Consider the following 12,568-nt stretch of genomic DNA (forward strand, 5'->3'; position numbering starts at 1 on the left):
GATCGTGGCCAATCCTGTTTCCACAGCAACGATCACGGAGTTGTTCGAAACCCAGGTCGCCGCGCGGCCCGAAGCGGTAGCCATCGCCGCCGGGGACCGAGATCTGACGTACGCCGAGTTGGACAGCACGAGCAATCAGCTGTCGCATCTTCTACGGTCGCGCGGCGTCGGTATCGGAGACACGGTCGCATTGGCGCTACCACGGTCCGTCGACTTCACCGCCGCGGTGCTCGCGGTGAGCAAGGCCGGGGCGGCCTACCTGCCGCTCGATATCACTTATCCGAGGGAGCGGATCAATCTCTTCCTCGATGACGCGGCACCGGCTCTCGTCCTCACCCGCCGCGCCGATGCGAAGGTCCTGTCGGATCGTCCGCGGGATCTGCTGTATCTCGACGATCCCGACACCACAGGCGAATTGGCGGCTTTGCCGACGATGTCGCCGACCGATCCACAGCGCCCCCTGCCCATCGATACCGCTGCGTACGTCATCTATACCTCCGGCTCGACCGGCCGGCCCAAGGGCGTCGTCATCGCACATCGCGGAATCGCGAATATGGCTCTGACGGAACAGGATCGGCTCGGACTCGGCCCGGGTTCGCGGTTCTTGCAGTTCGCCTCACCGAGTTTCGACGCGGCGTTCTGGGAGATGGCCGTGCTGTTCCTGGGCGGCACGCTGGTGCTCGCGGACCCGTCCGAGCTGCACCCGGGACCGGCCCTGGTTCGGCTGCTGAAGGCTGAGCGCATCACCCATGTCGTGCTGCCTCCGGCGATCATGCCGCTGCTCGAGGAGTGCGGCGGACTGCCCGCCGGGCTCACCTTGGTCGTCGGCGGCGAGGCGTGTCCAGGCCAGGTCGTCGAACGCTGGTCCGATGAGGTGACGATGATCAACGTCTACGGGCCCACCGAGACCACGGTCGTCGTGACCATCAGCGATCCACTCTCCGGCTCGGCGAGTCCGCCGCTGGGCACCCCGGGACGCGGGGTCGGGCTGTATGTCTTGAGCGAAGATCTGCGTCCGGTGGCGCACGGCGAAATCGGGGAACTCTATATCGCCGGCCCGGGACTGGCCCGCGGCTATCTGAACATGCAGGCGCTCACGGCGACCCGCTTCGTCGCCTGTCCCTTTGCCGAACAAGGCGCTCGCATGTACCGGACGGGCGATCTGGTGCGATTCCGGCCCGACGGATCGATGGTCTATGCCGGTCGCGTCGATCACCAGATCCAACTGCACGGGTGGCGGATCGAGCCGGGCGAAATCGAGTTCGCCCTCGGCACTCACCCCGAGGTGAGCCGCTCGGTTGTTGTTGTCCGCGAGGATGATCCAGGGATCAAGCGATTGGTCGCCTATGTGGTCCAAGAGAACGGGCAAACTCCGCAACCGGCCGATCTCCGCCGACATCTACGGCAGCGACTGCCCGCGCCACTCGTCCCGGCGCTGTACGTGGTGCTGCCCGCGCTGCCGCTGCTGCCGAACGGCAAGATCGATCGCAAGGCGCTGCCTGTCCCCCGTGGCGCATTCGCCGAGCCACGGCCCGGGCCGGACCCGTTGCACACCGACGTCCAGGGTCTGTGGCGCGAAGTACTCGGGCTCGATGTGGTCGATATCGATGAGCCGTTCTTCGAAGCCGGAGGCACGTCGCTGCTCCTGATGCGCTTACACAATCTCCTCGGCACCCGGCTCGGCGTGGCCGTCGACCCCACCACGCTGCTCGACCATCCGACCATCCGTGGCTTCGTGAAGCACCTGCGGTCCGGGACACCGGCCACCTCCCGTGCGGACCGGCCCCGGCCGACGACGACACCGAAGATCGCGATCATCGGAATCGGCGGGCGGTTTCCCGGCGCGGCGGACGTCGCCGGTTTGTGGGAACTGCTGCACGAGGGCAGGGAAGGGCTCGTGCACTTTCCCACCGGCCATCCCGGCCAGGTCGGATCGTCCGGGATCCCGCCACGCGCAGCGGAATTCGACGCCGCGTTCTTCGGTATCAATCGGGCAGACGCCGAGAACAGCGATCCGCAGCAGCACCTGTTTCTCGAATCCGCTTGGCAAGCACTCGAAGACGCGGGGTACGACCCCGAACGCCTCGAAGTACCGGTCGGCGTGTTCGGCGGTTGCGGACTGCCCTATCACTGGCTACGTGACGCGGCCACCAAACTACGGTCCGGCATCGCCGCGACACAGCGCGCAGCGACGGGAAATCCGTTGCAGTTCTTGAGCCTTCAGGTCGCACACAAGCTCGGCCTGCACGGGCCCGCGGTGACGGTGAACACCGCATGCTCGACCTCGCTCGTCGCTGTCGAGCTCGCCTGCCAGAGCCTCGCCGAGGGCCACTGCGATCTCGCACTGGCGGGTGGGGTGAGCCTGCAGCCCGAGGACGCGGAGGGTTATCGGTACGAGGATGGCGGCGTGCTGTCACCGGACGGGCATTGCCGCCCCTTCGATGTGCTCGCGCAGGGCACCGTGCCGGCCGGCGGCGTCGGCATTGTCGTGCTCAAACGCTTGGACGATGCGCTGGCCGCCGGGGACACCGTGCATGCCGTCATCATCGGTGCCGCGGTCAACAACGACGGCGCGCGCAAGGCCGGCTTCACGGCACCCAGTGTCGAAGGGCAGGTCGAGGTGATCACCGAAGCCTGTGCGGCGGCAGGTATTTCCGCGGAGACCATCACCTATGTCCAGGCGCACGCCACGGCGACGCCACTCGGCGACCCGGTGGAGGTCGCCGCATTGACTCGCGCTTTCCGGCGAGATACCGACCGGCTCGACTATTGCGCGCTCGGGTCGGTGAAAAGCAATGTCGGACATCTGGATTCGGCCGCAGGGGTCACCGGGCTGATCGCGGCCGTGCAGGCCATCCGGCACCGGACGATCCCGGCGGTGCTGCATTTTCACCAACCCAACCCGGCTTTGGATCTCGAGCGCAGCCCCTTCTATGTCAACGCGACCGCGCTGCCGTGGACGCCGCCCGCCGGGATACCGCGTCGAGCCGGTGTCAGCTCCTTCGGCATCGGCGGCACCAACGCACATGTCATCATCGAAGAACCGCCGGCCGCTGCGCCGAACGAGCCCGCGCGCCTAGCCCAGATAGTCCCGGTCTCGGCGCGGGATGTCACCGCGCTCACCCACGTCTGTGCCCGGCTGAGCGACCGGCTGCGCGGCGACTCGGTGACACCGCTGTCCGATATCGCTTTCACCCTCCAACAGGGCCGCGCAGCGCAGCGGCACCGCAAGGCAGTGGTGGCCGACACCGCCGCCGATGCGGCGAGATTGCTGGCCGCCGACGACGGTGCGAGCACCTTCTCCGGTACCGCGGCCACGACCGGCTTCGCGTTCCTGTTTCCCGGGGTCGGCTCGCAACAGGCCGGAATGGGGCAGCAGCTGTACGCCACCGAACCGGTCTACCGGGACGTGCTCGACCGATGCGCCAGGTTGTTCGACACCGAACTCGGCTGCGACCTGCGGTCGCTGATCTTCGCGCCGAACTGCTCGGCCGCAGCGCTGCAACGGCCCTCCTACAACATGGCGGCCATCGTGGCGACCGAGGTCGCGGTGGCCGAGTTGCTCCTGGCCCTCGGCGTCGTCCCGAACGCCCTCATCGGTCACAGCTTGGGCGAATACACCGCCGCCCACGTGGCAGGCATCATCGACCTGCCGGATCTGGTGACCCTGGTGGCATTGCGGGGGCGACTGTGCGACGAGTTGCCCGAGGCCGCGATGGTCACCGTGCCGCTCGCCGAACACGAGGTGCTGTCGCTGATCGGCGATCGTCTGTCGCTCGCCGCGGTCAACGGCGTCCGCAACTGCGTGGTTTCGGGGCGACTCGCCGGAATAGAGCGGCTCGAACAACAGCTGGCCGCCAAGGGGATTCGCACCCGGCGACTTCCCATCGCGACCGGCGCGCACTCCGCGCTGATGGACGGGGTCGCCGATGAGCTGACGAAGGTGGGCGCCGGACTGGCACAGCGCCGACCGGCGATACCGATCGTCTCCGGCATGACCGCGCAATGGCTGAGCGCCGCCGATCCCCTGCCGCCGGAGTACTGGGCGCGCCATATGCGGCACACGATCCGATTCGCCGACGGACTGCGGACCCTGTGCCAGACGCCGGGCCTGGACCTGGTCGAGGTCGGTCCGGGGACCACCCTCGCGCAGCTTGCCCGCCTCCATCCCGCCTGCGGCGACGACCGCTTGGTCTGCTCCACGCTCGCCGCGACGAAAGGACAGTCCGAGCACAGCGCCTTCAGCCGCGTCCTCGCCGAACTCTGGTGCCGAGGCGCGAACATCCGATGGCAAGCGGCGCATCGAGGGGAACCACGGCGCCGAGTGTCCCTGCCCACCTATCCCTTCGGCGCGACGCCCACCTATCCCTTCGGTGCGACGTCAGCCCAGCGCGATCGACGAGCCGTCGCCACCGAGCCCACGCCGGCCGGGGACCAGGACCGCATTCGCGCCGAGTTCACGGCGCTGTGGTGCGAACTGCTCGGCACCGCCGAGGTCACCGCTGACGACGATTTTTTCCGTAGCGGCGGCGACTCTCAGCTCGCGGTGCTGCTGCGCAGTCGAGTCAAGGAGGCACTCGGTCTCGTTATCTCGGCGCACGCCCTACTGGAGCACACAACGTTCGGTGAGATGCTGGAACACCTTCAGCCCGAACAGCTTCCGACAGTGCCCCGGCTGATCACGCTCCGCCCCGGCGATTCGTCTCGCACGCCGCTGTACCTGATCCAGCCCATCGGTGGCACCGTCTACACCTACCGGGAGTTGGCCGCGAGCCTGCCGCCGGAGCAGCCCGTTCTCGCCTTCCGCGCCTGCGGGCTCGAGCCGCACGAGACCATACCCGCGACCGTGCCGGCCATGGCCGCACGAAACATCGAGGACCTGCTGGCCGCTCGACCGGCGGGACCGTATGCACTCGGCGGTCATTCCTCCGGTGGCGTCATCGCCCAGGAGATGGCGCGCCAATTGCTCGACGCCGGACACGATGTCGAGCAGGTCATCATGCTGGACACAGTGTCGGTGGCGGATGCGAGCAGGCACGATCTGCGTACCGTCGAGGACATCACAGCGGCGTTCGCCGCCTTCGAGAACACCGCACCGCGAATGTGGCACGCATTCCACGCGTCGCTACACACCGACCCCCGAGTCCGGGACGTCGTACTCGCCACCAACCAGGCGATCCGGCACCACGTACCCAGGCCGATCGCCGCCGACCTGCTGTTCGTCCGGGCCGCCGAGCGGGACGACGGAATCTTCGATCCGCATCCGGAGATCGCGTGGACAGCGCTCTGCTCCGGTGTGACGACGGTGCGCTCGCTGCCGGGAAACCACCTGTCCATCATGGAGTCACCGAACGTCACGGCCGTCGCAGCCGAGGTGACACGCAGCCTTGCGCATTCCCGCGACAACCTCGACACAGGGATACCCGAATGACCGAGCCCACTCGTCTCTCGCCCGGCAGCGACCAGTTCGCCGCACTGGGCTCGGCCTACGAGGCTTCGGAACAATGGCCGATGCGCAGACAGTTGGAAGCACCCAGTCTGCTGGCCGCGACCGGTGACCTGTCCGGCCTGTCGATAGTGGATGCCGGCTGTGGCAGCGGCTTCTACGTGCGCCTGTTCGCGCGGCTCGGCGCGGCTCGGGTAGTCGGAATCGACCCGTCGCCAGGCATGCTCGCGGTCGCCACCGAACGCGAGGACGCCCAGCCGCTCGGCGTGCGCTACGTACACAGCGAACTCGCCGATGCGGGCCGGGTCGGTCCGGTCGACCTGGTGACCGCCGTCTACGTCCTGCCATACGCCGAAACGATCGAGGGCCTGCGCGGCATGTGCCGAGGCGCGGCTGCCGCGTTGCGTCCCGGCGGCCGCTTCGTGGCGTTCGCCCTCAATCCCGAGTTCTCCGCCGACCCGAGCTGGTACCAGCGCTACGGTTTCGTCCTCCGCTCGAAAACCGAACGTGCGGAGGGCGAACCGCTCACCTTGACCTCATATCAATTCGATCCCCCGCTGTCGGTGACCGGCTATCGCTGGTCCCGCCGAGCACACGAAACAGCAATGCGGGATGCCGGATTCGACCACATCGCCTGGACCGCACCGGTACCCACTCCCGATGGTGTGTCCGAACACGGCGCCGACTTCTGGGAGCCGTACCTACGATGCCCGCACGCACTCATCCTGACCGCGCGAATCCCGGGCCGCCCTGCTGACCGGTGAGCCGCCGTGTTGCGGCAGCGATCGACTCCGGGGAAACGTCCGGCGCGGGACCGAACCGCGGCCGACTACCGGTCGCTCTCGAATGACGGGGGTGACCTGCACAGAAACCACAAACGTCCTGTCCTGGTGTGTCACCATTGACCGTATTGCCACACAGGGATGCTCTCTTGTTCCAAGGCTCGAGAGGTGGGCGGTGCGCGTGCGGTCGGTGGGCGTGGATGCACGGAGTACGCGCGTAGGACAAACGATCGAGCTTCGACGATTACAACGCGGACTGTCCCGTCGACTGGTAGCCGAACTGGTCGGCCGAAGCGAAGAGTGGTTGCGGCTGGTGGAAACGGGGCGCCGCCACCTCGACAGCATCCGGACGATCATCCGATTGTCCGAGGTGCTCGGCATCGAGGACTTCCGGGAATTGATCGAATTGCCGTCACCGCCACCGCTATCCGCCGAACCGCCGCCGTCGAGCGTCGGCCTCACCCGGCAATTGGTTTCCGCGATCGTCGACGGTCCGGTCGCGGTCATCGCCACACCGTCCGATCCGGATCCGTCCCGTTCGGTGGCCGACTTGGCCGCCGAACTGCGGCAGTGCCTCCATATTTGGCAGTCCTCCCCGTCCCGGTATTCGCTGCTGGTCGAACAGTTGCCACCGCTGCTGGCCACAGCTCACCATTTCTACGGCGACACTGCTTCTTTCGATCAATTGAAACTACTGGTGCAGATCTACCACTTGGCACGGGAACTACTGACCGACGTCGGAGCGCATACCGCGGCATGGACGTGCGCCGATCGAGCGATGGCGATGGCGATGGCGATGGGGCGCCGCCGTCAGCCCTATATCGCCGAATGCGCCTGCCACGTGGCCACCGCGTGGCTACATCTGAACAGGCCGGACGAATGCCAGCGCTACGCGATGAGCGTTTGCACCCGCCTCGATACCCCTCGCTGGACCCGCCAACGCGGCGCATTGCAATTGATCGCCGCCCAAGGCGCCGCCGCGCAGGCCAACCTCCCGCTCGCCCAGCGGCTACTGGCGACCGCAGGCCAGGCCGCCGGCGAAACCGCCTGCGAAAGAACGGCATTCGGCGTGGTCTTCGACCGCAACGAAGTCGCGTTGACCAGAATGAAGATCGCCCTGGACCGGGCGAATTTCACCGAGACAATCGAAATCGGAGCCGAGATCGATCCGCTGCCGAGCACCCCCGTCCGACAGCGGACCCGCTATCACACCGTGCTGGCACAGGCCTTCATCGGCCGCAACGAAGACGTCGCGGCGACGTTCGAACTGACGAAAGCTTCCGACGCGTGCCCCGAAGACCTCAGATACAACGCCGACACGAATGAAACCGTACGAACCCTCACCCTGCGGCACCACCGGCTCGTCCGCCGCGACTTGGACAGACTGGCGGCAATAGCCGGACTGAACTGAGTCGGCGCTGCCTTCGCAGGGTGCGCAACAGCGCCGGCTCGGCAGCGTGCGAGGAGATCGGTGACCACCGGTGACTTCTCGGCTCCGGTACCGTCGATACCGGTATGACGACACACAAGCTCGAAACCGCCGGCGCGACGCTCACTTACGATGTCCACGGACCGCTTCCGACCGCGGACGGGCGGCCGCCGCTGCTCATGATCGGTCTTCCGATGGATGCCAGCGGTTTCACCGCGCTCGCCGCGCACTTCCCGGACCGCACGGTCGTCACCTACGACCCGCGCGGGCTCGGCCGCAGCGTGCGCACCGACGGCGAGGTCGACAACGCACCCGCCGTCCACGCCGCCGACGTGCACGCTGTCATCGAGACGCTCGCCGCCGGGCCGGTCGAGGTCTTCGCCAGCAGCGGCGGGGCCGTCGTCGCCTTGGCCCTCGTGACCGCTCACCCCGACGACGTGACCACGTTGGTGGCGCACGAACCGCCGCTGCTGTCGGTGCTCCCCGATGCCACTGCGGCCGAACGCGCGGCGGACGGGTACCGCGCCGCCTACGCGGCGAAAGGTTTCGGCGCGGGCATGGCGACGTTCATCGCGATGACCTCCTGGCGGGGCGAATTCACCGACGACTATTTCGCCGCGCCCGCCGCGGATCCCGCGATGTTCGGCCTGCCCACCGCGGACGACGGCGACCGCGACCACCCGCTGCTGTCGGAGCGTTCCCGGCAGGTCGTCGACTACCGTCCCGATATCGCCGCGCTCACCGCGGCATCGACGCGGATCGTCCTCGGCTACGGCGAGGAGTCGAGTGGCACGGTCACCTACCGCACCTCGTCGGCGCTCGCCGACCAACTCGGCCACCGGCCTGTGCTGTTCCCGAGCCATCACGGCGGCTTCACCGGTCCCGAGTCCGGCTATCCGGGTCAGCCCGAGGCGTTCGCCAGGGTCCTCCACGAAGTCCTCGACTCGGCCAGCTGATCGAGCGTTCCCGATGGTCGAAAACCGTTGTGGCGGTACGGTGCAGATGCTGGGTGCCGTACTCGCCGTTGTCGCGGTGCTCGTCCTCGCTGCTTGCTCCCCGGCGTCGGCCGACTATCGCGCCGAAGCCGACAAGCTGGAAAAAGAGATCTCGGCCATGCCGGGGGTGCAGCGCTTCGAACTGTCCGTCGCCAGTGACTTCTTCCTCGGGGACAACTACTTTCGACTCACCGCCGCCATGCCCGAGGCGACCGAGCCGCAGATCGGACAGGTCATCGCTCGCATCGACGAAAGCCTGGGCAAGTTCGGCGGTTTGCGGGATCGGAGCTTCGAATTCGTCGTCGGTGATCGAGCCCGGGTCGGCTCGCCCAAGACACTGGCGGCGGGCCCGTTCCTCGACGCGGTCCGACATGCCCGCCACTACAGCGCCTCGATGCCCGAGGGGACCATCTCCTGGGAGCTGCGTCCCACGCCGCGAATCTCCCTCGGGGCGCAGCGGACCGGCACGGCCGAACCGCTCGCCGCGATCCGGGCGATGATCGGTCCCACGACCACCGCCGAGGTCTCGATCGACGCGGCCGAGCACGGGCGATGGAACGTCGACCTACCGCTGTCCGTCGAGCGGGAGACGGAGCTTCGCCGTCAGCTGCCCGAAAACCCTTGGGCCACCGAGTTCGTCGTTATCAAGGACGGCGCGATCGTCCAGCTGGCCGTGCGCAACACGACACCGTCGGCCGTCGACCCCGACCTCGCCTACACCCAATTGTCCGACACCGTAAGGACATTGGGCCCGACCACCACTCACCCCCTACTCCTGAACTGGAGCTGGTTCTTCGCCTACACCGAAGGAAAGCGCAACGAGGGCTCCGTCCACGCCGCGGGCTGCCACTACACGATCCCCACTGCCGACGAAACACTCAGCGCCCCAGCCCGAGCCGTCCAGCACAGGATGCGCCAGGAGTTCGACACCTGCCGGTAGGACCTGGACTCCGCAGAACACCCGCGGACGTGGCGGCGGGACCTCAACTGCCGTCCCAGTCGACGCGAGGCCGACCCATTGATCGTCGCGGGTCCGCATCGCAACCTCCTGTCCAGGGGACCGCAGTGCTGCCCTGCACGGGATTCAAACGCACGCCGCCTGGCAGCGTTCTTTCACCGAGATCGCCGGCCGAGCACCGACACTACCGGTGAAACGTTGCAAGCAGTTCGCGTGATGCATCAGCGACTGCAACGCCTCGAAAGACGTGGCTAAGTGGCAAGAGCGACTGCGTGAGAGTCGATCTCGGGCACTGGGCACGCAAACCGCACCGACCGTCCGGATTCACGCGCAACCTTCGTGCTACGCGGGAGTTGTTGTGAAAGTGGGAGATTCGATTTTGCCAACCCTACATATTGATCACATATCCTGCGAGACAATGGTTTTAGCAATCCGACATGCAAGGTGACCTCGTGGGTGCCCCATGGGGAAGGTACGTGAAATGGACACGGCCCAGCCAACAACACTCGTCTGTCTGATGGGCATCGACGCCTGGGGCAGCTGATGACACAGGTGGTCATCCTCGGGGCGGGAATCGCCGGTCTGCTGGCCACCGCAGCGGCTGCCGCCTCCGGTTGTGTCGATCAGGTCGTGCTGGTGGACAGCGACATCCTTCCCGCGGACCCCGTACCTCGCCGGAATATTCCGCAGGCAGCGCACGTACACGGTCTGCTCGCGTCAGGCTGTCGAGCTGTCGACCAGCTCGTACCCGACTTCCTGGACACCGTGGTCGACCTAGGTGGGGTGGCCGGCGACTTCGCCCGCGACGTCGCCTTGGGTACGCCCTTCGGTTGGGCGCAGCGCTTTCCGTCCGATCTGAGGGTGGTCGGTGCCAGCCGGGACCTGATCGAATGGGCGATCCGTGTGCACGTGTCGGCGATGCCGGGAGTACAGCTGCTGTGCGGCCACACCTGTACCGGTCTACTAGCCGAGCCGAGTAGCACGGCAGTGATCGGAGCCCAGCTGTCCTCGGTGGACTGGACGACCATCGCAGTGCCCGCTGATTTGGTGATCGACGCGACCGGCCGCGGCTCACGGGCCGATCGCTGGCTGACCGACCTGAACCTGGCTCCGCCACCGACGGTGACCGTGGACTCCCACGCCGGCTACGCCAGCCGCGTCTACACGCTGTCCGCTGATTACCGCCCGGATTGGCTGTGTTGCTATCTGCCGCTCGTCGCCCCGCATCATCCGCGTGGCGGGCTTGTCTGCCGGATCGAGGGCGACCGCTATCGGGTCTCCCTGTTCGGCGTCGGCAGCGACCGACCCACTCGGCACGAAGAGAATTTCCTATCGTTCGCGCGCAGCCTCCACGACCCGACGATCGCCGAAATCATCGATTCCGCCGAGCCGGTCACACCGGTTCGCGTGACTACCGCTACCTCGAATCGGCGCCGTTATCCGGAGCGAACAGCCCGCTACCCGGCCAACTTCGTGCATGTCGGTGACGCGCTGTGCTGCCTGAATCCGATCTACGGCCAGGGCATGAGCGTTGCGGCCAACGCCGCGGTCGTGCTCGGTCGCCAACTCGCCGCCACCAGCCTGGATCGTGGCTTCGCCGCACGTTTCCACCGCGCGGTCACCCCGGTCACGCAGTGGGCATGGACACTGGCCACCAGCGCCGATGTGCGCTGGCCCGGCGCCACCTCACCGAACCCCGTGCAGCGAATCATGGGCCGCCATCTGGATCGGGTGATGGCGGCGGCCACTCGGTCCCCGCGCGTGCAGCAGTCCTTTCTGGACGTGATGCACCTCCTGCGGTCCCCGATTTCCTTGGCGGCCCCACCCACTCTGCTGCGTACCTTCACCGCCGCCAGAGGCCATGCAGACCGCACGCTAGAACACGATCACGCGATGCACGCCAACTCGCAGGAGACCACATGAGCCACAAACCATTCCTCGTGGACGACGTCTCTTCCTCCGTCGCCCGGCCCACCACCGAGACCCCACCGGTGCTGCTGTGGCCGAGGACGGTGTGGACCGTACTCGGCATCGCATTCCTCGCACTGGAAATCGTGGTCATGGCCCGCTGGATCGCCGACGACGGTTACCGGCTCGAGCCCACCACCGCGCACAACGGATCCCTCTTCCCGGTGCTTTCCAGCCTGGGCGTCACGGCCATTTGCACCGTCATTTTTGTGGTGTTCACGACCGTGATAGTCCGCGACGCGGTCAGGCAACGATGTGTCACCCCAGAATTCGTGATGACCATCGGGATCGGGACCGGACTGTGGATGGAACAGCTGAGCGGATTCTTCAAGCCTGTTTTCGTCAACAACGCCAATGGACCATGGGTGATCTCCAGCTTCGCACCGTATCTACCCGGCTGGCAGGGAAACGCGCCACACGAGGAGCCCTACCAGCCGACCAACGTGCTGATCTGGCTCAGTGCCCCCGCGGTCACCGCGTTCTGCGTCTACCTCCTGTCCCGAATCCGGCGTCGGTATCCGAACCTGTCCGGAATTCGTTTCGTCGCCGTTGTCCTGGCCTTCGGCTTCGTGAGCGCCGAGTTGCAGGATCCGTTCTTCGCCTACTTCGGGTTCACCCGCTGGGATACCGGCATCGAGGGGTTCACGCTGTTTCCAGGCACGTGGCACCAGTTTCCGCTACACGAAGCCATGGGGTTCGGGTTCATCCTGATGAGCTCGCTCATCGGGTTCCACTACTGGCTACGTGGGAGCGGACGGGCGTTCCTGATGCCAGGCGCCGGACCGGGGCCGCGGTGGCTGCGAGCAGCCGTTCCGGTTGTCGCCGCGATCGGTGTCGTCTGCACCATCATCGCCCTCTACGTCACCTGGCTCGTGGCGCTGAGCCTGGTATCCACTGTCAGCCCCACCGAACTTCCCGCCTTCTGGAGCGAGGTCAGCTTCCCCAGCAACCCTTGACGACCTCTCGCACGCCGTTGGTCGAGAACGAGCG

At 66.8% G+C, this 12,568-nt stretch carries 7 protein-coding genes; all 7 read left to right on the forward strand.

The features are described from left to right. The first annotated feature begins 4 nt into the window (after positions 1-4). The 7 genes from NVU01S_RS06800 (at position 5) to NVU01S_RS06830 (ending at position 12,534) form a co-directional block, all read left to right on the forward strand. Positions 5-5,431, forward strand: coding sequence for a polyketide synthase (locus tag NVU01S_RS06800; protein ID WP_167829374.1), 5,427 nt, complete (start codon positions 5-7; stop codon positions 5,429-5,431). Then, complete coding sequence (locus tag NVU01S_RS06805; RefSeq protein ID WP_052280536.1) at positions 5,428-6,210, forward strand: class I SAM-dependent methyltransferase; 783 nt, start codon at positions 5,428-5,430, stop codon at positions 6,208-6,210. Before NVU01S_RS06800 ends, NVU01S_RS06805 begins: the two co-directional genes overlap by 4 nt. Before the next feature lie 82 nt (positions 6,211-6,292). After that, positions 6,293-7,639 carry a helix-turn-helix domain-containing protein gene (locus tag NVU01S_RS06810; protein ID WP_082032016.1) on the forward strand — a complete coding sequence of 449 codons (1,347 nt, stop codon included), beginning with the start codon at positions 6,293-6,295 and terminating at the stop codon, positions 7,637-7,639. Positions 7,640-7,743: 104 nt separating this feature from the next. Next, on the forward strand, positions 7,744-8,613 hold the full coding sequence (locus NVU01S_RS06815) for an alpha/beta fold hydrolase (protein WP_043669649.1): 870 nt from the start codon (positions 7,744-7,746) through the stop codon (positions 8,611-8,613). Between the two features lie 13 nt (positions 8,614-8,626). Continuing rightward, positions 8,627-9,592, forward strand: a complete 966-nt coding sequence (locus NVU01S_RS06820) for a hypothetical protein (protein ID WP_043669651.1) — start codon at positions 8,627-8,629, stop codon at positions 9,590-9,592. A gap of 561 nt (positions 9,593-10,153) precedes the next feature. Then, complete coding sequence (locus NVU01S_RS44135; RefSeq protein WP_043669652.1) at positions 10,154-11,533, forward strand: geranylgeranyl reductase family protein; 1,380 nt, start codon at positions 10,154-10,156, stop codon at positions 11,531-11,533. Continuing rightward, positions 11,530-12,534 carry a spirocyclase AveC family protein gene (locus NVU01S_RS06830; protein ID WP_043669655.1) on the forward strand — a complete coding sequence of 335 codons (1,005 nt, stop codon included), beginning with the start codon at positions 11,530-11,532 and terminating at the stop codon, positions 12,532-12,534. The genes NVU01S_RS44135 and NVU01S_RS06830 overlap by 4 nt, the downstream gene beginning before the upstream one ends. Positions 12,535-12,568: the final 34 nt, after the last annotated feature.

Origin of the sequence: Nocardia vulneris (genome assembly GCF_001613425.1) — a bacterium.
Taxonomy (GTDB): domain Bacteria; phylum Actinomycetota; class Actinomycetes; order Mycobacteriales; family Mycobacteriaceae; genus Nocardia; species Nocardia vulneris.

Coding starts and splice junctions, on each gene's coding strand:
- NVU01S_RS06805 (WP_052280536.1), top strand. CDS start 5,428: ATGACCGAGCCCACTCGTCTCTCGCCCGGCAGCGACCAGTTCGCCGCA.
- NVU01S_RS06810 (WP_082032016.1), top strand. CDS start 6,293: ATGACGGGGGTGACCTGCACAGAAACCACAAACGTCCTGTCCTGGTGT.
- NVU01S_RS06815 (WP_043669649.1), top strand. CDS start 7,744: ATGACGACACACAAGCTCGAAACCGCCGGCGCGACGCTCACTTACGAT.
- NVU01S_RS06820 (WP_043669651.1), top strand. CDS start 8,627: ATGGTCGAAAACCGTTGTGGCGGTACGGTGCAGATGCTGGGTGCCGTA.
- NVU01S_RS44135 (WP_043669652.1), top strand. CDS start 10,154: ATGACACAGGTGGTCATCCTCGGGGCGGGAATCGCCGGTCTGCTGGCC.
- NVU01S_RS06830 (WP_043669655.1), top strand. CDS start 11,530: ATGAGCCACAAACCATTCCTCGTGGACGACGTCTCTTCCTCCGTCGCC.